18 protein-coding genes are annotated in these 20,396 nt (G+C 62.5%); 11 read left to right on the top strand and 7 right to left on the bottom strand.

Translation table 11 applies throughout. From position 1 onward, the window contains the following. The 6 genes from ACZK2R_RS02530 to ACZK2R_RS02555 are packed head-to-tail and all read left to right on the top strand — an operon-like array spanning position 1 to position 5,432. Positions 1-1,875, top strand: coding sequence for a methyltransferase domain-containing protein (locus ACZK2R_RS02530; RefSeq protein ID WP_180837579.1), 1,875 nt, complete (start codon positions 1-3; stop codon positions 1,873-1,875). Then, positions 1,872-2,297 (top strand): hypothetical protein, encoded by a 426-nt coding sequence (locus tag ACZK2R_RS02535; protein WP_180837580.1) that lies wholly within the window; start codon positions 1,872-1,874, stop codon positions 2,295-2,297. Before ACZK2R_RS02530 ends, ACZK2R_RS02535 begins: the two co-directional genes overlap by 4 nt. Continuing rightward, positions 2,272-3,462, top strand: a complete 1,191-nt coding sequence (locus tag ACZK2R_RS02540) for a hypothetical protein (protein ID WP_180837581.1) — start codon at positions 2,272-2,274, stop codon at positions 3,460-3,462. Before ACZK2R_RS02535 ends, ACZK2R_RS02540 begins: the two co-directional genes overlap by 26 nt. Before the next feature lie 41 nt (positions 3,463-3,503). Next, complete coding sequence (locus ACZK2R_RS02545) at positions 3,504-4,463, top strand: glycosyltransferase (protein WP_180837582.1); 960 nt, start codon at positions 3,504-3,506, stop codon at positions 4,461-4,463. Beyond that, the gene (locus ACZK2R_RS02550; protein WP_180837583.1) at positions 4,447-4,839 is read left to right on the top strand and encodes a GtrA family protein; all 393 of its coding nucleotides are present in this window, start codon (positions 4,447-4,449) and stop codon (positions 4,837-4,839) included. Before ACZK2R_RS02545 ends, ACZK2R_RS02550 begins: the two co-directional genes overlap by 17 nt. Further along, entirely contained in the window at positions 4,836-5,432 is a 597-nt protein-coding gene (locus ACZK2R_RS02555) for a hypothetical protein (RefSeq protein ID WP_180837584.1), read from the top strand. Before ACZK2R_RS02550 ends, ACZK2R_RS02555 begins: the two co-directional genes overlap by 4 nt. A 102-nt stretch (positions 5,433-5,534) precedes the next feature. Here the strand turns inward: ACZK2R_RS02555 and ACZK2R_RS02560 are convergent, their stop codons facing one another. The 4 genes from ACZK2R_RS02560 to ACZK2R_RS02575 all read right to left on the bottom strand — a co-directional run bounded on the left by ACZK2R_RS02560 (position 5,535) and on the right by ACZK2R_RS02575 (position 9,608). Then, positions 5,535-6,500 (bottom strand): UDP-glucuronic acid decarboxylase family protein, encoded by a 966-nt coding sequence (locus ACZK2R_RS02560; RefSeq protein WP_180837585.1) that lies wholly within the window; start codon positions 6,498-6,500, stop codon positions 5,535-5,537. Further along, positions 6,497-7,855 (bottom strand): UDP-glucose dehydrogenase family protein, encoded by a 1,359-nt coding sequence (locus tag ACZK2R_RS02565; RefSeq protein WP_180837586.1) that lies wholly within the window; start codon positions 7,853-7,855, stop codon positions 6,497-6,499. The genes ACZK2R_RS02560 and ACZK2R_RS02565 overlap by 4 nt, the downstream gene beginning before the upstream one ends. Before the next feature lie 68 nt (positions 7,856-7,923). Continuing rightward, positions 7,924-8,862, bottom strand: a complete 939-nt coding sequence (locus ACZK2R_RS02570; protein ID WP_180837587.1) for an electron transfer flavoprotein subunit alpha/FixB family protein — start codon at positions 8,860-8,862, stop codon at positions 7,924-7,926. Then, positions 8,862-9,608, bottom strand: a complete 747-nt coding sequence (locus tag ACZK2R_RS02575) for an electron transfer flavoprotein subunit beta/FixA family protein (RefSeq protein ID WP_012509979.1) — start codon at positions 9,606-9,608, stop codon at positions 8,862-8,864. The genes ACZK2R_RS02570 and ACZK2R_RS02575 overlap by 1 nt, the downstream gene beginning before the upstream one ends. Positions 9,609-9,872: 264 nt before the next feature. On the opposite strand from ACZK2R_RS02575, the gene rfbB reads away from it, so the two are divergent. Genes rfbB through rfbD form a run of 4 tightly spaced genes read left to right on the top strand, consistent with a single transcriptional unit; the run spans position 9,873 to position 13,274 of the window. Beyond that, positions 9,873-10,928 (top strand): dTDP-glucose 4,6-dehydratase, encoded by a 1,056-nt coding sequence (rfbB, locus tag ACZK2R_RS02580; RefSeq protein ID WP_180837588.1) that lies wholly within the window; start codon positions 9,873-9,875, stop codon positions 10,926-10,928. A gap of 14 nt (positions 10,929-10,942) precedes the next feature. Next, the gene (gene rfbA / locus ACZK2R_RS02585; RefSeq protein ID WP_180837589.1) at positions 10,943-11,830 is read left to right on the top strand and encodes a glucose-1-phosphate thymidylyltransferase RfbA; all 888 of its coding nucleotides are present in this window, start codon (positions 10,943-10,945) and stop codon (positions 11,828-11,830) included. After that, positions 11,827-12,384 carry a dTDP-4-dehydrorhamnose 3,5-epimerase gene (gene rfbC, locus ACZK2R_RS02590; RefSeq protein WP_180837590.1) on the top strand — a complete coding sequence of 186 codons (558 nt, stop codon included), beginning with the start codon at positions 11,827-11,829 and terminating at the stop codon, positions 12,382-12,384. Before rfbA ends, rfbC begins: the two co-directional genes overlap by 4 nt. Next, positions 12,381-13,274, top strand: coding sequence for a dTDP-4-dehydrorhamnose reductase (gene rfbD, locus ACZK2R_RS02595; protein ID WP_180837591.1), 894 nt, complete (start codon positions 12,381-12,383; stop codon positions 13,272-13,274). The genes rfbC and rfbD overlap by 4 nt, the downstream gene beginning before the upstream one ends. A 52-nt stretch (positions 13,275-13,326) precedes the next feature. Here rfbD and ACZK2R_RS02600 read toward each other — a convergent pair whose 3' ends face one another. The 3 genes from ACZK2R_RS02600 to ACZK2R_RS02610 form a co-directional block, all read right to left on the bottom strand. Continuing rightward, positions 13,327-14,730, bottom strand: a complete 1,404-nt coding sequence (locus ACZK2R_RS02600) for a mannose-1-phosphate guanylyltransferase/mannose-6-phosphate isomerase (protein ID WP_100437840.1) — start codon at positions 14,728-14,730, stop codon at positions 13,327-13,329. Positions 14,731-14,742: 12 nt separating this feature from the next. Further along, positions 14,743-16,089 carry a phosphohexomutase domain-containing protein gene (locus ACZK2R_RS02605; protein ID WP_049398412.1) on the bottom strand — a complete coding sequence of 449 codons (1,347 nt, stop codon included), beginning with the start codon at positions 16,087-16,089 and terminating at the stop codon, positions 14,743-14,745. Positions 16,090-16,185: 96 nt separating this feature from the next. Next, positions 16,186-19,503, bottom strand: a complete 3,318-nt coding sequence (locus ACZK2R_RS02610; protein ID WP_180837592.1) for a DEAD/DEAH box helicase — start codon at positions 19,501-19,503, stop codon at positions 16,186-16,188. Between the two features lie 160 nt (positions 19,504-19,663). Between ACZK2R_RS02610 and ACZK2R_RS02615 the strand changes: the two genes are divergently transcribed. Beyond that, the gene (locus ACZK2R_RS02615; RefSeq protein ID WP_180837593.1) at positions 19,664-20,395 is read left to right on the top strand and encodes a CoA transferase subunit A; all 732 of its coding nucleotides are present in this window, start codon (positions 19,664-19,666) and stop codon (positions 20,393-20,395) included. Position 20,396: the final 1 nt, after the last annotated feature.

The following is a 20,396-nucleotide window of genomic DNA, read 5'->3' on the forward strand; positions in this document are numbered from 1 at the left end:
ATGGATATCTACGACAACGCCTTTTCAGAAAGCAATCCGTATGGGCATGTGGTCCAGCTGGTGGCTCGCTTTGAACCGGGCCCCGGTGATTACATTGTTGATGTTGGTTGTGGCTATGGACGGATTGCGGAAATCCTTCGAGACAGGTTTGGTATTGAGTATCTCGGCTTGGACGCGGACCTCGAGTCCCTTGAGTCGCTGCGTTCGCGGGGTTTCAATGCGGTCCAGTTCATAGCAGGTCAGCAGGATCTGGCGGCGCAGATCTTCGCTGCTCTGCCCGTGGGCGCCCGGGTAGTCGCGATCACCGCGCTCGATTTCATAGAGCATATCAACGATCCCGGACAGCTGTTGGCTGACTTGGCGACGATCGCAGCACCTTGGAATGCGCCGTTGATCCTGTCGGTCCCAAATGTCTCTCATCGGGATGTCGGGACCAAGCTCGCCCTCGGTCGCTTCGACTGGACTGATGCTGGTCTGTTGGATCGCACGCATATCCGATTTTTCACCAACGATGTACTGGCAAGGCTGACGCACGATCACGGATGGCACGAGGTCTATCAGCACGATTTCAGCCTCAGGAAAAGCGATCAACACTTTCCTGGCACGTTGCCGGGTCTGTCTGCTGACACGCCCTTAGGCCAGTTCCTTGCCCAGGTGAGAGAAGGCGCTGATCAGTACGGATATGTGAATCAGTTCATCCGTGCATACCTGCCTGGACCGACGCTCAAGGTGGGTGCGGATGTCGATGGCGTGGTCCAGAAGGTAGCCAACCCCTTCCTCAGCGTTGTGATCCGCACGACGGGGATGAGGATCGGCACTCTTCGCGAGGGGCTGCTCTGCTTGTCTGCGCAGAGTGATCAGGATTTTGAAGTCCTGATCGTTGGACACAATCTGGAGATCCCTGCTCAGATTGAAGTCGAGCGCCTCATCGAGCAGCTGCACCCTGCCTTCCGCAGCCGGGTCCGTCTCGTGCGCGTGGACGGCGGCGGGCGCTCTGTGCCACTCAATACCGGCTTCAACGCTGCGAACGGAGAATACATCGTCGCGTTTGATGACGACGATCTGCTGTTTGGTGGTTGGGTCGAGACCTTCAGGAATCTGGCTGAAAGAGCGCCTGGCGCGCTTCTGCGGCAGTGCACCGTTGCGCAGGACTGGGATCGGGTTGCGGCTGCAGGTGGCGATGCCGCTTCTCGATCAATAGGCGGCATGAAGTCCATCTATCCCGCGAACTTCGATCTGCTGGCGCACATCGTGGAGAATCGGACGCCGCTTCACTCAATCGCGTTCCCAAGGGCACTGTTCAGCCATCTCGGTTTCCAGTTCGATCCCGGTCACAGCACCGCTGAGGACTGGGATCTGATCATCCGTGCTGCCCCGTTGTGCGGTGTGAGCACCTCTACAGATGTTGGCTGTATCTATCGACACTGGGCCACTGGTACGTCCTATACGACCCATTCACAGTTCGAGTGGACCGGCAACTATCTGAACACTCTCAAGAAGTTGAACGATCGACCATTCCTGCTTCCGAAAGGATCCGTGAACCGGTTGCGCAATATGTATGCGGAGTTGCAGCGCCTGAAGGGCGATGTCGACGTCTCCGCCGAGACCGGTGTCGAGTCCCTGGCCAATGGTGTGCTGCTTGATGACGAGCAACGACTGGCCGAGCTCAAAGAGCGCTATTACGAGCTGACCACATCCAAATCCTGGCAGATTACCGCGCCCCTGCGGGTGCTGTTCAGCGCCTTGAAGCGCAGGCCCTGGGCGCGTCCGCCTCGGATCTGGCTGATGAATGAGGCTGACCTTGATTTCCATATCAGGCAGATTCTGCAGTCGTCATCCTGGAAGTGGACCCGCATCCTACGAGGCCTGAGATGACGAAACGAAATCGCTACGACGAGCACGGCACGTCACGCGCGATTACGCCGGCGATCCGTCTCATGTTGGGAATCTTGCTGATCTGGCAGATTTCGTCGCTAGCAACCTCATTGGGCTTCTCGGTCGGGATTCTGCGCACCGCCTTTCTGCCGTTCGCTGGAGAATCAGAATCGTTGCCGCCAGCCGTGGGCGAGTTTGCGCACCTTCTGCGCATCCAGACGAAGGCGCCGGTGTCCTGTTCGCTCAGTGAAGAGGTGGCGTCGGACAGCCTGCTGATGCAGCGGAGTCATGAGGCCGTCTACCCCGTGAGGATTGATCCGAGCAGCACCAGCTGCGTACTGAGTACGGGCGCAACTGCGGCTGCGTCGGCCTGCAGGCTAAAGTCGGAGGGCGACCATGCGCGCATCTTCAATTGTGGTTAATGCACGCAGCTATCCTGCAACCTGGCTTGGTGCATCACTGCTTCTTGTCTACCTGTTCTATGCAGCGGGTGTGGGCGGGATGCTGCTCACGGCCTTGGTAATAGCGTGCCTTGGCATATTCGTGACTGTCGCGTCGACGCAGCTGCTCTCCCGACAGAATCTTCTGGTAGTCCTGTTTGTTTTTGCGTTGTGCGTCATCGCACTGGCCACGCCATCGCCGGCATGGGATGCGCGCTCGATCTGGTTGTTTCATGGAAAGCGGATTTTCTATGACGCTTCGCTTTACGCGCAGTTGGATAACTATGCGGTCTGGAGCCATAACGACTACCCGTCATTCGTTCCAGCGCTGATGGCCTCGGTTGCACATGTGCTCGGTCATTGGAACGACGTATTTCCCAAAGTTGTTGTCCCGTTGGCGATGCTCCCCCCTCTGCTGGTTATCCTTCGCCGGCTTCCCCGACTGGAGTGGCGCATGGCGTTCCTGGTCGCGCTGGTCGCATTCGGTGGGACTCACCTCGTTGACGGTTACGTTGACGCTTTACTTGCGTTGGCGTTCGTTGCGGTGTTCCTTCTGATCAATGAGATCACGGCGACCGACGCGCCTGGGCTCGAGCAGTATCTGCAGCTGGTCGTGATGGCAGCGCTGTTGGCACTGGTGAAGAATGAAGGCGCCGCATTGCTTCTGTGCGCAACTCTGGCGGGGATTGCCGGCCTGCTTGTCCGCAGGCGCAGAGTGAATTTTGCGATGGTGGTCAGCCTTGCTACGGCATTGTTGCCCTTGCTGGCTTGGAAGCTGAGCGTCTCCAATGCAGGCCTGTCCAACGATCTTGCCGGGTCTGACCTGATGGGCCAGATATCCGGTCGGCTCAGGAGCGTTCAGTCCTACTGGCTGCTGATCGATGCATTGCTGTTCCGCCTGCCGAGCCTGATACTGCTGCCGCCCCTGTTGCTGTTCGCCTTTACCGCTCGCAGGGACAGTATTTCGCTCTATGCGATGTCTGCATGCGTGAGCTATCTCGCAGTTCTTTTTGTGGTCTACATGAGCACTCCGAACGATCTTGCCTGGCATCTTTCTACCAGCGCTGACCGCACGTTGCTCCCAGTGTGGCTTTTGGCGGCCTGCGCATTGCTCGTTGACCTGACCCGCAACAGTGAGAGGGAGTAGGCGGCGTGCCAAATTTTTCTGTTGGATATCTGAGGTCAAACATGCAGCCTGAGTTCGAGTTCGTAGTCGTTACTCCGGTCTACGAGGATCGCACAGCGTCGAGCCGCTTGTTCAGCGAACTGGCATCCTGCTACGGTAGCCGCGTCTATGTGGTTGCCGTAGATGACGGCTCATTGCGCGAGCCGGTACTTGCCGAGCATCTGGAGGCGGCGGGGGTCAATGGCGTGGTGCTTACGCTGCGCCGCAATGTGGGGCACCAGAAGGCCATTGCTATTGGGCTCAGCTATGTGGAAAGCGCCCTGCCCGATGCGCAACGTGTAGTGGTGATGGACTCGGATGGCGAGGATCTGCCGGCCACCATTTCCGATCTGCTCGGCGCACTGGATGCTGAGAACGTGGATGTCGCGGTGGCGCAGCGCAAAAGCCGGGTCGAGACCTTTCGATTCAAGCTCTTCTATGTTGTCTACAAGTTCATTTTCCAGCTGCTGACTGGGCGATCCATCAGCTTCGGGAACTTTATGGCTTTGAAACGTCCGGCCCTTTGCCGGGCCAATGCAATGCATGAGGTCTGGACACACGTCGCCGGCGGTATCATCGCCAGCAAGCTACGCTTGGCTGTGTGCCCGATAGACCGGGGGCCCCGCTATGCGGGCCACAGCAAGATGAATTTTGTCGGCCTGACGCTGCACGGTTTCCGTGCCCTCATGGTATTTGCAGAGGATGTGCTGGTCAGGGTCGGTTTGATGTGCGTGGTGGTGTCCTCCGTTTCTATCGCGTTCGCCGTCGTGGCAACGCTCTTGAAGCTGGCGGGCTACGCTACTCCCGGCTGGTTTTCGATGGCACTGGGTGTCCTGTTCCTTGTGTTCCTGCAGACGGGCACGCTCACCCTCATGACTCTCATGCTTAGCGGCATTGTCCGCGGTGGTATCCAGAAGCGGGGGGCGTTCATGGATTACGTCACCTCTGCCAGCGAGGTGGGTATCAGTGCTGCGCAGCGTTGATCTTCGCCAGTTCGCCCGATTTGTAGTGAATGGGTTGGCTGCGACCGCGGTTCACTTCGGGACACTGACCTTTCTGGTTGAAGTAGTAAACGTAGGATCCAAAGGGGTGGCTAACTCCATCGCAGCGGTGCTTGGCATCTTTGCATCATTTCTGGGCAATCGCTTCTTCGTATTTGCCTCGAAGACAGGCAGCCTGCGCAGGGAGCTGCTCAGGTTTTCCGCGTTGTATGCGACATTGGCGCTCTTGAGTGGCGCGCTGATGGCACTATGGGCTGACGTGCTTGCTTTCGACTACCGAATCGGTTTCGTCGTCATCAGCGGTATTCAGCTCGTCCTCTCTTTCCTGGGTAATCGCATGTTGGTATTCAAAGTATGAACAGGTTCCTGAAGGCCGCGGGTCTGACCGCTGTCTATGTCGTCGTGCTGCTTGTCGTGTATGTGATCCACATGCGCTATTTCGCTGTCGACGTCGTCTTCTATGCGGCGATCGGCGATGCATTCATTGCGCTTGTCATCACCGGTCTGATGCTGCTGCTGCCGTGGTTCAGGACCTTGTCCGGGCTTGAGAAATTTCTTCTTTGCGTGATCTGGTTGCTGGGGGGGTACTCGTTTGCGATCTCGGTTCCCACGGTGCTCGACCGATCGCTTTCGTTCTACATCCTGGAGAAGCTAGAACAGCGTGGCGGTGGGATCCGCCAGGATGCCTTCCAGGAGGTGTTCACCAAGGAGTACATGGTTGAACATCGTCTGGTTGATGTGCGCTTGACCGAGCAGGAGAGCTCCGGAACCGTAGAGATCGTCAATGGATGCGTCCGCTTGACGGATAAGGGCGAGCGCATTGCCACACTGAGCAGGTTCTATCGCAAGAACTTGCTGCCCAAGCGCAGGCTCTTGCTTGGCGTCTATTCCGATGACCTTACCGACCCGTTCCGTCATAGCCTGCAGGATGTGGACTATCGCTGCAGGTGAGGTGCAGGACGTGGAAGCCAGTAGCGAATCCGCTGTCGCGGGCAAACTGGTATGGAACTTCTGCAATGCAAAAGGGGCGCCTGAAAGGCGCCCCTATTCACTTCAGCTGTTCTCGCTGAGCAGGTTATCAAAGTATGTGATCGTGCGACGCAGGCCCTCTTCCAGCTGGACTTGGGGTTCCCAGTTATCAAGTTTGCTTCTGGCCAGCGAAATGTCTGGTTGGCGCTGCATCGGATCGTCAACCGGCAACGGCTTGAATACCAGTTTGGATCCCGAGTTGGTCAGTGCGATGACCTTTTCGGCAAGTTCTCGGATCGTGAATTCGCCGGGATTCCCGAGGTTGCAAGGCCCGGTGAAGCCTGCCTCGCTGTCCATTAGCCGCAGGAAGCCCTCGATCAGGTCGTCGACATAGCAGAATGAACGGGTCTGCTTACCTTCGCCATAGATCGTGATGTCTTCTCCCCGCAGTGCCTGCACGATGAAGTTCGACACCACGCGCCCGTCGTTGGGGTGCATGCGCGGACCGTATGTATTGAAGATCCGCGCGACCTTGATGTCGAGTCCGTGCTGGCGATGGTAATCGAAGAATAACGTCTCGGCGCAGCGCTTGCCCTCGTCATAGCACGAGCGAGGGCCGATAGGATTGACGTTGCCCCAGTATTCCTCGCGCTGAGGGTGGATATTGGGATCTCCATAGACCTCACTGGTGGAAGCCTGGAAGATGCGGCAGTTGAGCCGCTTGGCTAGGCCAAGCAGATTGATTGCTCCGTGCACCGACGTCTTGGTGGTCTGTACTGGATCGTGGCTGTAATGGATTGGCGACGCGGGGCACGCCAGGTTCCAGATCTCGTCAACCTCAACGTAGATGGGGAACGTCACGTCGTGACGCAGGAATTCGAAGTGCGGATTCTGCAACAGGTGCTCGATGTTCCGCTTGCTGCCGGTGAATAGATTGTCGGCGCAGATCACTTCGTTGCCTCGGTCCAGGAGGCGTTCGATCAGGTGGGAGCCCAGGAAACCCGCTCCCCCAGTCACCAGGACACGCTTTCGACTGTTGTAATTTCTCATTTTAAATTCCCGTTGCGATCACTGGTTACTGAGCGACCCCTGCCAATGCCGTAGTAGGCGATTCCGGTAGATTCAATTTTTGCGGGGTCATACATGTTGCGGCCATCGAATACGACCCGATCACGGAGCTGCAGCAGCGATTCGAAGCTGGAAAGCAGAAACTGCTTCCACTCCGTGACCACCACAAGTGCATCCGCGCCTGTGATCGCTTCTTCGGCAGAGCTGGCAAACGAAACGTTGTCGCCGAGAGGGGAAAGCAGGTGGCGCGCCTCAGTCATTGCTTGCGGGTCGTAGCAACGAATCTTTGCGCCGCGAGCTACCAGGTCTGCAATGAGAACAAGCGCGGGTGCCTCGCGCATATCGTCAGTGTTGGGCTTGAATGACAATCCCCACAAGGCGAAGGTTCTGCCGGCTACATCATCAGCGTAGTGGCGAGAGATCAGTTGCGAGAGTTTCTGCTTCTGGCGGTAATTGACCGCTTCGACGGAACTGAGCAGCTCGGCCTGGTAGCCGACCGAATCCGATGTTCTGGCCAGTGCTTGAACATCCTTGGGGAAGCACGAACCGCCATATCCTGCGCCAGGATAAATAAAGGAATAGCCAATCCGGCTATCGGATCCAATGCCTTTGCGCACCTGTTCAATATCAGCGCCAACGCGTTCAGCGATGTTGGCGATTTCATTCATGAAGCTGATCTTGGTGGCCAGCATCGCGTTTGCCGCGTACTTGGTCAGTTCGGCCGAAGGTACGTCCATCACGATAAGGCGGTCATGGTTTCGATTGAACGGTAGATAGAGCTCCCGCATCCGTTCAGCAGCCGACGAATCCGCGGTGCCCACAATGATTCGGTCCGGACGCATGAAGTCTCGGATTGCGTCGCCTTCCTTGAGGAACTCCGGATTCGAAACGACATGGAAGGCAATTTCCCGGCCGGTGTCAGCCAGCGCCTGACTGATCTGTGTCTCGACCCGCGCCGCAGTACCCACGGGTACCGTCGACTTGTCAACGATGACCGCGTCATGATCCAGGTGTCGGCCAATGGTGTCAGCCACGGCAAGAACATAGGTGAGGTCAGCGCTTCCATCTTCCCCAGGAGGTGTGCCGACGGCAATGAAGATGATGTTGCCGTGTCGAACTGCGACCTCAGCATGGGTTGTGAATGACAATCTCTTTGCAGCAACATTGGCCGTGATCATCAAATCCAGGCCAGGCTCGTAGATGGGTATGATCCCTTGCTCCAGCCGCTCAACCTTGCGCGCATCGGTATCGACGCAGATCACGTCATGGCCCACCTCGGCCAAACAAGCGGCCGTTACCAGGCCGACATAGCCCGCACCAAAAATAGCTACTTTCATCAATGACCTCTTCTAGAACGGACGACGCCCCGTCGGCAGACGGGGCGTCGCGGCGGCAGCTCCAGAGTTTACAGTGCCTTTTCCAGCTCCGGCAGGACTGCAAACAGATCCCCCACCAGGCCGATATCGGCGATTTCAAAGATCGGCGAATCCGCGTCCTTGTTGATGGCCACGATCGTGCCGGCGTCCTTGATGCCGGTCAGGTGCTGGATCGCACCACTGATGCCAACGGCCACGTACAGTTCCGGCGCGATGATCTTGCCGGTCTGGCCGACCTGCAGGTCGCTGGGCACGTAGCCGGCATCGACGGCCGCACGCGAGGCACCGACGGCAGCACCGAGCTTGTCGGCCAGCTGGAAGATGACCTTGAAGTTCTCTTCCGAACCGACGCCACGGCCACCCGAAACCACGCGCTTGGCGCTCTGCAGGTCCGGACGGTCGCTGGCACCGGCGGCCAGGCCGACGAAGCGGGTATGGGTCGGCAGGGCAGCGTCGACGCTTGCTGCTTCAACGGCGGCATTGCCACCCTGGGCGGCTTCCGGCCACGAGGCGGCACGCACGGTGGCGACCACGATCTGGTCGGCCGGCGCTTCCACGGTGATGATCGCGTTGCCGGCGTAGATCGGGCGCTTGAAGCTGTGGCTGCCTTCAACGCTCATCAGGTCGGAGACCTGGTTGACGCCGAGCAGGGCGGCCACGCACGGCATCAGGTCCTTGCCGAAGGTGGTCGACGGGCCGAATACGTGGGTGTAGCCCTTGGCCAGCTGTGCGATCTGCGGCGCCAGCACCTGGGCGATGGCCTGCGCGTTGGCAGCGTTGGCCACGGTCAGGACCTTGGCGACCCCAGCGATCTTCGCGGCTTCAGCGGCGACAGCGGCCGGATCGGCGGCCAGCACCAGCACGTCGATGCTGGCACCGCTGATGGCGGCGGCGGCACTGACGGTCTTGGCGGTGGCGGTGTTGAGCTTGCCGTCGTGATGCTCGGCGATGACGAGAATCCTGCTCATTACAGCAACCCCTTCTGCTTGAGTGCGGCAACCAGTTCGGCCGCGTCCTTGACCATCACACCCTTGCTGCGCTTGGACGGCGCGGCGTACTGGGTGGTCTTGAAGGTGTCGGCGGCTTCAACGCCGAGGTCGGCCAGCTGCAGGGTCTCCAGCGGCTTGGCCTTGGCCTTCATGATGTCCGGCAGCTTGATGAAGCGCGGTTCGTTCAGGCGCAGATCGGTGGTGACCACGGCCGGCAGATCCACTTCCAGCGTTTCCAGGCCGGCGTCGACTTCACGGGTCACCGTGGCCTTGCCATCGGCAATTTCGAGCTTGCTGGCGAAGGTCGCCTGCGGGCGGCCCCACAGCGTGGCCAGCATCTGGCCAGTCTGGTTGGCGTCGTCGTCGATGGCCTGCTTGCCGAGGATCACCAGATCCGGCTGCTCCTTTTCGATCAGCTTGAGCAGGGTGCGCGACGCGGTCAGCGGCTGGATCGCCTGGTCGGTGACGACGTGGATGGCACGGTTGGCGCCCATGGCCAGGCCGTTGCGCAGGTGCGCCTGGGCGTCGGCCGGGGCGATGGTGGCAACCACGACTTCGCTGGCGATGCCCTTGTCGCGCAGGCGCAGGGCTTCTTCCAGGGCGATTTCATCGAAGGGGTTGGGGGACAGCTTGACGCCGTCGGTGACCACGCCGGAACCGTCCGGCTTGACCTGAATGCGGACGTTGTAGTCCACCACGCGCTTGTACGCGACGAGGATTTTCATCTGGTACGGGGTCCTTCAATAACGGAGAGAACGTCCGGTCCTGGAGCAGCAACCGGTTCGGGGGTGGGACCCCGATTCTAGCTGGCTTGGGGTGACCATGCGAATGCGTATGGTGGGAGCTCCGGCTGTTGCGATGCAGCAATGCAGTCGGCCTGAGTTCACTTGTGTGATCGCGTGTTACCGGAGGCCCGTTGTATCCTTCAACGTTGCATTGTCGTGGCCATGAAGGCCCCGTCCCACGAATTTCGATCAGGAGAACAGGTAGTGCCCACATGGCTTGTCACCGGCGGCGCCGGATTCATTGGCGGTAACTTCGTTCTCGAGGCCGTCGCGCGCGGCGTCAAGGTCATCAACCTCGATGTGCTGACCTACGCCGGCAACCTGAAGACCCTGTCCAGCCTTGATGGCAACCCGAACCACCTGTTCGTGCAGGGCGACATCGGCGACCGTGATCTGGTCGCCCGCCTGCTGGCCGAGCATCAGCCGGACGCGGTCGTGAACTTTGCAGCTGAAAGCCACGTTGACCGCTCCATCGATGGTCCCGGCGCCTTCATCCAGACCAATGTGGTAGGCACCCTGGGCCTGCTGGAATCGGTCCGTGACTACTGGAAGGCGCTGCCGGCCGAGCAGGGCGCGGTGTTCCGCTTCCTGCACGTGTCCACCGACGAGGTGTACGGCACCCTGGGCGAGACCGGCAAGTTCAGCGAAACCACCCCGTACGCCCCGAATTCACCGTATTCGGCGTCGAAGGCGGCTTCGGACCATCTGGTACGTGCGTTCCACCACACCTATGGGCTGCCGGTGCTGACCACCAACTGTTCGAACAATTACGGCCCCTACCACTTCCCCGAGAAGCTGATCCCGCTGGTGATCGCCAAGGCGCTGGCCGGTGAGCCGCTGCCGGTGTACGGCGATGGCAAGCAGGTGCGCGATTGGCTGTTCGTGTCCGACCACTGCGAGGCGATCCGCACCGTGTTGGCCAAGGGCCAGGTCGGCGAGACCTACAACGTCGGCGGCAACTCGGAAAAGCAGAACATTGAAGTGGTGCAGGCCATCTGCGAGCTGCTGGACCAGCGCCGCCCGCGTGCGGATGGCCAGCCGCGCAGCAGCCAGATCACCTACGTCACCGACCGCCCGGGCCATGACCGCCGTTACGCGATCGATGCGTCGAAGCTGAAGAACGACCTGGGCTGGGAACCGGCCTACACCTTCGAGCAGGGCATCGCCTTCACCGTTGACTGGTACCTGGACAACCAGGAGTGGGTCAACGGCGTGCTGGACGGCAGCTACCGCCTGCAGCGCATCGGCACTGCGGCCTGAACCCGGGAGACGACATGACCCAGCGCAAGGGCATCATCCTCGCCGGCGGCTCCGGCACCCGGCTGTATCCGATCACCAAGGGCGTCAGCAAGCAGCTGCTGCCGGTGTACGACAAGCCGATGATCTATTACCCGCTCAGCGTGTTGATGCTGGCGGGCATCCGCGAAGTGTTGATCATCAATACCCCGCACGAACAGGCGCTGTTCCAGCAGTTGCTGGGCGACGGCTCGCAGTGGGGCATGGACATCCAGTACGCGGTGCAGCCGAGCCCGGACGGCCTGGCCCAGGCCTACCTGATCGGCCGCGACTTCGTGGCCGGCAAGCCGAGCTGCCTGGTGCTGGGCGACAACATCTTCCACGGCCACGGCCTGCGCGAGGTGCTCAAGCGCGCTGATGAGCGCGTGGATGGTTCGACCGTGTTCGGCTACTGGGTAAATGATCCGGAGCGCTACGGCGTGGCCGAGTTCGACAAGAGCGGCAAGGTCATCGATCTGGTCGAGAAGCCGGAGAATCCCCGTTCGAACTACGCAGTTACCGGCCTGTACTTCTACGATGGCAAGGCCAGCGATTACGCGGCCGAGCTGAAGCCGTCGCCGCGCGGCGAGCTGGAGATCACCGATCTCAATAAACGCTACCTGGAAGAAGGCAATCTGCACCTGGAAGCACTCGGCCGTGGCTATGCCTGGCTCGATACCGGCACGCACCAGTCGCTGCTGGAAGCGTCCAACTTCATCGAGACCATCCAGACCCGCCAGGGCCTGCAGGTGTGCTGCCCGGAAGAAATCGCGTTCGGTCAGGGCTGGATCAATGCCGAGCAGCTGGAGGCGCTGGCTGCGCCGCTGATCAAGAATGGCTACGGCCAGTACCTGCATAAACTCGCTTTACGTGGAGTGGTTCCGTGAAAGTAGTTGAAACCAAGTTGCCCGGCTGTGTGGTGATCGAGCCGGCCGTGTTCGGCGATGCCCGCGGTTACTTCTTCGAAACCTGGAACGCCGAGCGCTTTGCTGCGCTGGGCCTGCCGGACCGTTTCGTGCAGAGCAACGTATCGACGTCCGCACAGGGCGTGCTGCGTGGCCTGCATTACCAGTGGCCGCGCCCACAGGGCAAGCTGGTCAGCGTGCTGGAGGGCGAGGTCTATGACGTGGCCGTGGACATCCGTCGTGGCTCGCCGACCTTCGGCCAGTGGGAAGCGGTGGTGCTGAGTGCGGAAAACAGGAAGCAGTTCTGGATTCCGGAAGGCTTCGCGCATGGGTTTGCCGTGCTGTCCGAACGTGCGCTGTTCAGCTACCTGTGCACCGATGTCTACGTCAGGGAGGCGGATGCGGGTATCCGCTGGAACGATGCTGATATCGCAGTGGATTGGCCGGTCAGCGCACCGACCTTGTCGGCCAAGGACGAGAACGCGCCGTTCCTGAAGGACATCGCTGAAGATCGCCTGCCGGTCTACGTGCCATGACCGTTCTGGTGTTCGGTGGCAATGGCCAGGTTGGCCAGGAGCTGCTGCGCGCGCTGGCGCCGCTGGGTGAAGTGGTTGCCACCACCCGCAGTGGTCAGCTGCCTGATGGCAGCGCCTGCGAGGTGGCTGATTTCGGCCAGCCCGACAGCCTGCCAGCCTTGCTGGATCGCCTGCAGCCATCGGTGGTGGTCAACGCGGCCGCCTACACGGCGGTTGATCGTGCCGAGCAGGATGCCGAGGCCGCCTTCGTCGCCAATGCGCAGGCGCCGGGCGTGATCGCGCGCTGGTGTGCGGCGCACGGCGTGCCCTTCGTGCATTACTCCACAGACTACGTGTTCGATGGCCAGGGCACCACGCCGTACCGCGAGGACGAGCCGACCGCGCCGCTGGGTGTGTATGGCGCCAGCAAGCGTGATGGCGAAGAGGCCGTGCGCGCTGCCGGTGGCCGCCATCTGATCTTCCGCACGGCGTGGGTGTACGCCTCGCATGGCGCCAATTTCCTGCGCACGATGCTGCGTGTGGGTGCCGAGCGCGACCAGTTGCGTGTGGTAGCCGATCAGATCGGCACGCCGACACCGGCTGCGCTGATCGCTGATGTCACCGCGCAGGCACTGCAGCATCCGGGGCAGCTGTGCGGCACCTGGCATCTGACGGCCAGCGGCCAGACCAGTTGGCATGGGTTCGCCGAGGCGATCTTCGCCGAAGCGCTGGCGACCGGCGTGTTGGCGAAGGTGCCGACCGTCGAGGCGATTCCCAGTTCCGAATACCCGACCCCGGCCAAGCGTCCGGCCTGGTCGGTGCTGGACAACCGCAAGCTGCAGCAGGATTTCGGCATCGTGCTGCCGACATGGCAGGACGGCCTGAAGCGGGTGATGGCGGAGATTGCCTGACCCGGTAGGCGACGTGCCGACCAACGGTCGGCACCCGCCGCAGGGCGTCGGATCAACTGCGCCCGTACGTGTCCTCGAAGCGCACGATGTCATCTTCGCCAAGGTAACTGCCGGACTGCACCTCGATCAGCTCCAGCGGCAGCTTGCCCGGGTTTCGCAGGCGATGGGTCACGCCCAGCGGGATGTACGTGCTCTGGTTCTCGCTGAGCAGGATCACCTCGTCGCCGCGGGTCACCTCGGCGGTGCCGCTGACCACGATCCAGTGCTCGGCGCGATGGTGATGCATCTGCAGGCTGAGCGTACCGCCGGGCTTGACGGTGATGCGCTTGACCTGGAAACGCTCGCCGTTGTCGATCGAATCGTAGGCGCCCCACGGGCGGTAGACCTTGCGATGCCAGGTGGCCTCGCTGCGACCGTCGGCCTTCAGCTGCGCCACCACGGTCTTGACCTCCTGCATGCGGTCGGCCTTGCCGACCAGCACCGCGTCGTCGGTCTCGACCACGATCACGTCATCCAGACCGACCAGTGCCACCAGGCGCTGTGCATAGGCATAGGTGTTGCGGCAGTCGATCGCGATCACGTCACCCTGGTGCGCATTGCCATCGCCATCCTGATGCGAGACATCGCGCAGTGCGGTCCACGAACCGACGTCGTTCCAGCCGGCGTCCAACGGAATCACCACGGCGTCTTCGGTTTTTTCCATCACGGCATAGTCGATGGAATCGGAGGGAACGGTGGCGAACGCCTCCTTGTCGAGGCGGGTGAAATCCGAATCGCGACGGGCCTGCTGCCAGGCCTGGCGGCTGCTGGCCAGCATGTCGGGCTGGAAGCGCTCCAGTTCCTGCAGGTAGCGCGAGGCCTTGAACAGGAACATGCCGCTGTTCCAGTAGTACTGGCCGCTGGCCACATAGCCGGTGGCGGTGTCCAGGTCGGGCTTTTCGACGAAACGCTCGACGGCACGCAGGCCCTGCCCATTGGCGGCCTTGATATAGCCGTAGCCGGTTTCCGGACCGGTCGGCACGATGCCGAAGGTCACCAGCTTGCCGGCCTCGGCAGCGCTGGCTGCAGCCTGCACGACTGCACGGAACGCAGCCTCATCGGTGATCACATGGTCCGAGGGCAGCACCAGCAGCAGCGCATCGGCGCCGTCGCGGGTGGCCTCCAATGCTGCGACCGCAATCGCCGGCGCCGTATTGCGGCCAACCGGTTCCAGGATGATGGCAGCCGGCTCGGCGCCGACCTGCTGCAGCTGCTCGGCAGCGACGAAGCGGTGCTCTTCGTTGGCGATCACCAACGGGCCGTGGGTGGCGATGGGCGCGACGCGCTGCCAGGTGGCCTGCAGCATCGTCTGTTCGCCTGCCAGCGGCAGGAACTGCTTCGGATACGCCTCGCGCGACAGTGGCCACAGGCGGGTGCCGGAACCACCGGACAGGATGACGGGCTGGATGTTGCTCATGATCTTCCTTGATTACTGCTGGATAAGGCGGGAGATTTCGTCGGTGCGCGCCTGCATCAGGGCTGCGTCGCCGCGGGCTTCAACGTTCAGGCGCAGCAGCGGCTCGGTGTTGGAACTGCGCAGGTTGAAGCGCCAGTCGCCGAAATCGGCGCTGATGCCATCGGTATGGTCCAGCGCGGGCGACCGCGCGGCGAAGTGCTCCATCACGCGGGCCACGGCGGCCTTGGCATCGGCCACCTTGAAGTTGATCTCGCCGCTGCAGGGATAGGCCGCCATGCGGTCTTCGACCCAGTCGGCCAGCGAGCGGCCGCTCTCGGAGATCAGCTGCGCGATCAGCAGCCACGGGATCATGCCGGAGTCGGCATAGGCGAATTCGCGGAAGTAGTGGTGGGCGCTCATCTCGCCGCCGTACACCGCATCTTCGGCGCGCATCTTTTCCTTGATGAAAGCGTGGCCGCTCTTGCACAGCACCGGCACGCCGCCTGCCTGTTCAACCATTTCCACGGTGTTCCAGACCAGCCGCGGGTCGTGCACGATCTTGCCACCGGGATTGCGTGCCAGGATGGCCTTGGCCAGCAGGCCGACCAGATAGTAGCCCTCGATAAAGCGGCCGGTATGGTCGAAGAAGAAGCAGCGGTCGAAGTCACCGTCCCAGGCAATGCCGAAGTCGGCGCCGTGTTCGCGCACCGCATTGGCGGTGGCGGCGCGGTTTTCCGGCAGCAGCGGGTTGGGAATGCCGTTGGGGAAGCTGCCATCGGGTTCGTGGCAGATGCGGATGAACTCGAACGGCAGGTGCGGTGCCAGCAGGTCGACGATGGCGCCCGCACCACCGTTGCCGGCATTGACCACCAGCTTCAGCGGCTTGAGCTTGGCGGCGTCGACGTAGCTCAGCAGATGCTGGATATAGGCGCTCTTGTCATGCTGGGCGGTCTGCCCGGCGCGTGGCGGCTGGGCCTCGGACGTATCGACGGCAACCGCATCGGAGATCGCGAACAGGCCGGTATCGGAGCTGATCGGGCGGGCGTTCTCCTTGACCAGCTTCATCCCGTTGTAGTCCATCGGGTTGTGGCTGGCGGTCACCATCACGCCGCCGGCTGCGCCGAGGTGATCGGTCTGGAAGTAGACCTCTTCGGTACCGCACAGACCGATGTCGATTACCTCACGACCGGTACCACGCAGGCCTGCGGCCAGTGCATCCTGCAGCGCCGGGCTGGTCAGGCGCACATCGTGGCCGAGGACCACCGGGCCGGGAGCGAGCTGCGCAGCCAGGGCGACGCCGATGCGGCGCGCCAGGTCTTCGTTCAGTTCTTCCGGCACGCGGCCGCGGATATCGTAGGCCTTGAAGGCGGGCAGGGGCATCGATCAGATCCTTTGTGAGCTCAGCCCTCAATTGTAGTCCCAGTCCCGTTTGGGAATCGTTTCCATCGGAGAACGCCACCTGACTGGCGCCACGGATCAGGCCTGCGGCGATCGTCGGCCTGGCCGGCGGGTGCGCTTGGCCGGCAGGCCCGGCAACGGCGCCAGCAGCGCCTGGACGTCTTCCTCACTGAAGCGTGGACCCGTGCTGCCGCCGCCTTCCAGAATCGATTCCGCCAGCAGGGCCTTGCGTTCCTGCAGCTCGGCAATCCGTTCTTCGATGCTGCCTGCGGCGATCAGCCGGTAGACGAACACCGGCTGCTGCTGGCCGATGCGATGGGCGCGGTCACTGGCCTGGTTTTCGGCCGCCGGGTTCCACCAGGGATCGAAGTGGATGACGGTGTCTGCAGCAGTCAGGTTCAACCCGACGCCACCCGCCTTCAGGCTGATCAGGAACACGGGTACCTCGCCCTGCATGAAACGCTGCACCGGCGTGGCCCGGTCCTGGGTGTCGCCGGTCAGCGTCACATAGGCCAGCCCGAGCTCCTCCAGCGCCTGCGCGATCAGCGCCAGCATGCCGGTGAACTGTGAGAACACCAGGATCCGCCGGCCTTCCTCGACCATCGACGGCAGCATGTCGCGCAGCAGCTCCAGCTTGGCCGAGCCGGCATTGCGTGCAGGGGCGTCGCCCGGCAGCAGGCGCGGATCGCAGCAGACCTGGCGCAGCTTCAGCAAGGCATCCAGCACCACGATATGGCTGCGCGCCAGCCCGCTGCCGCTGATGGCTTCGCGCACCTGCTTTTCCATCGCGGCACGCACGGTTTCATAGAGATCACGCTGGCCACCCTCCATCTCCACCGCGCGGGTAATGAGGGTCTTGGGCGGAAGCTCTGACGCGACCTGATCCTTGCGCCGGCGCAGGATGAAGGGGCGCAGACGCTGCGCCAGCAACGTGGCGCGACGGTGGTCGCTGCCGCGTTCGATCGGATGGCGCCAATGTTGGTTGAACTGTTTCTCGCTGCCGAGCAGGCCGGGCAGCAGGAAATCGAACTGCGTCCACAGTTCGCCCAGATGGTTTTCCAGCGGCGTACCGGTCAGGCACAGGCGATGGCGGGCCTGCAGCGTGCGCAGGGTGACCGCCGCACGCGATTTCGGATTCTTCACCTGCTGGGCCTCGTCGAGGATCAGCAGATGGTAGGCATGTGCCTGCAGCGCCTGCTCGTCGCGCCACAGCAGGGGATACGTGGTCAGTACAAGATCGTGCTCGGGGATCGCCTCGAACAGTGCTTCACGTGCCGGTCCGTGCAGGGTCAGTACGCGCAGGCCCGGGGTGAAGCGTGCCGCTTCGCTCTGCCAGTTGTGCAGCAGCGAGGTCGGCACCACCAGCAGCGCCGGCCGGTCCAGGCGGCCACTTTCCTTCTCGACCAGCAGATGCGCCAGTGTCTGCAGGGTCTTGCCCAGCCCCATGTCATCGGCCAGCACCCCGCCCAGCCCCTGCTGGCGCAGGTACTGCAGCCACGACAGGCCCTCCAGCTGGTAGGGACGCAGCGTTGCCACCAGCCCCGCTGGTGGCGGCACTTCGCCCAGTGCGGGTGCCTGCATCAGCCGCTGCACCAGCGCCTGGGTATCCTTGCGGCCCCGGAACTGCAGGCGCGCCGTGTCCTGCAGTGCCTGCAGGCGGCCACGGTCAAGCGCTGACAAGCGCAGCGGCGCGCCACGCTGGGCGAACAGGTCCGCCAACAGGGCCATGATCGGCTTCAGTCGCGCGGCCCGCAGTGCCAGGCGGGTGTTGTCGCCTGCCATCAACAGGACGTTCTCGTCGTCGCCGATGGCGTCCAGCTGGCCACGCATCCAGCGGGGATCGGACTGCAGCACCTGCTGCAGCAGCGGAACCATCGATACGTTGCGGCCTTCCACCTGGATGTCCAGACCCAGGTTGAACCAGCCCGCATCCGCCGGGTCCGCCTGGATGTCCAGGTCGATCTCATCCACCCGGGTGATGCGATGGCGGAAGTCGTCGTCAGTCTCCACCTTCCAGCCCAAGGCTTCCAGGCGCGGCACGTCATCCAGCAGGAACCGTGTCCAGTCATGGGTGCGCAGCTGGAACTGCGGGCCAGCGCCGTCCAATGACGCCCGCGGGTCCGTGTCGCGATACAGTCCCACCGTGCGCAGCTCGGCCTCGCGCCGTGATTCCTCAGCCAGGTCACGGGGCAGCAGGGCGAGCTGGCCCTCCGGATCGAGTGCGAACAGGCTCGGATCATCCAGGAACCGCACGTGCTCGTCGTACTCGAAGGCCACGGTCGCGATATCGGCCCATTGCGACGGGTCGCGGCGGCCGAGCCACGCCGGCCGGAACTCAATCGTATGCAGGCGCAGCACGGGGATCATCGCGCTGATCTGCAGGGTGGGCAGTGTGTCGCTTGCACCGGGGCGCGGCAGGGCAGGGTCGATCTGTTGCAGCATCTGTGCGACCACCGCTTCTTCGTTGGGTAACAGATTGGGCAGGCTCAGGAAGGCGTCGGCGTCCTCGGCCCTGACATCCAGCAGCAGCGGACCGACCTCGCCGGTGACCGGGTCCAGATAGCACGCACTCCGGCCCAGGACCACGCCTCTGGCGCCGCCCTCCACGCTCAACGCGGGTTCCAGCAGCGTCGCGCCCTGCGTCATGCCAACGGTCCAGCCCAGTTCGCCGCGGCGTGGAGCTCCTGACCGGGCCGGCACGTCGCCGTGCGTACCGCAGGAGACCCAGCCATGGCCGCTGGAGACGATCAACTGCAGGGTGGCCGCGAAGTCGATCCATTCGTCCTTCGTCGCGGGCTGCCGCTGGGTGCGTAGCTGGATCATCACCGCCAGATCAGTCGGCGTGAGATAGGCCGGAGGATCCAGCAGCAGGTCCGCGGTGATATCCATCCACTTGCCCGTGCTGATCGCACCATCGGTCCCGTACTTGACGCGCCGGACCAGCACGGCGGGGTGGTGGTTGTAGGTGGACAGTTCGAAGATGACACCGTTCCGGCGTGGCTGGGCCGGCCGGATCCGCGCGCTCTTCCAACGCGAAAGCTCCGCCAGCAGTTCAGGACGCGGCGGTTGCGCCAGGTCCTGTTCGGTCAGGGGGCTCTCGTCGTCCATGGCAAGCGAATCCAGCATGTACGAGACCAGCACCGCCGCCACATGCTTGCAGGTGCGGCCGACGGGGCAGGAACAGGCACTCTGCAGGCGGCTGCGCGCGGTGCGCGTACTGGCCGTCAGATCGATCTCCACGTAGTAGGGATGCCTGGCCGAACCCTGTACCTCGGCCGTCAGCAGGCCATCGCGAAGTTGCCGGTTGCGCACGCCACCCAGGCACTGCTCGCTTTTCTGCAGTGTCCATTCGTCGATCCAGCGGAACAGGTCTTCGTCTGTGAAGGTCGGCGTCATCGTAGATCGAGGGGCGTAGGCGCTGAAGCACCCTTCTGCGTGGAATCGCCCATTCTACCCAATGCCCGCCTGGTGCTCCGTCAATGCTGCGGCGCATCCAGGCCCTTCGCCGCCCTCCAGCTAGAATGCGGTCATCCTCAACGTGCAGGGTAGTACAGCAATGCAGCAATCGACTTCCACCGGCAAGCGCGGCAAGCGCTTCGCCAGTGCGGCGGAGGCCCTGCAAGGGGTGGTCGCCGATGGCCAGACGCTGGCCGTGGGCGGCTTCGGCCTGTGTGGCATTCCCGAGGCCCTGATCGCCGCGCTGCGTGACAGTGGCGCCAAGGGCCTGACCGTGATCTCCAACAATGCCGGCGTCGATGGTTTCGGCCTGGGCCAGCTGCTGGAAACCCGGCAGATCAAGAAGATGATTTCGTCCTACGTGGGCGAGAACAAGGAATTCGAGCGCCAGTTTCTGGCCGGCGAGCTGGAGCTGGAATTCAACCCGCAGGGCACCCTGGCCGAGCGCCTGCGTGCCGGCGGCGCGGGCATCCCGGCGTTCTTCACTGCCACCGGCTACGGCACCGTGGTGGCCGAGGGCAAGGAAACCCGCGAGTTCGACGGCAAGCACTACGTGATGGAGACCGCGCTGCGTGCCGATGTCGCGCTGGTCAAGGCGTGGAAGGCCGACGAAGCAGGCAACCTGGTGTTCCGCAAGACCGCGCGCAACTTCAACCCGGCCTGCGCGATGGCCGGCAAGGTTTGCATCGTGGAAGTGGAAGAGGTGGTGCCGGTCGGCGCCATCGATCCGGACCTGGTGCACCTGCCGGGCATCTACGTGCACCGCATCGTGCACAACCCGCATCCAGAAAAGCGTATCGAACAGCGCACCATCCGCGCGGAGGGCAACTGAC

It is taken from the genome of Stenotrophomonas sp. 96582_Sma (assembly GCF_056480905.1).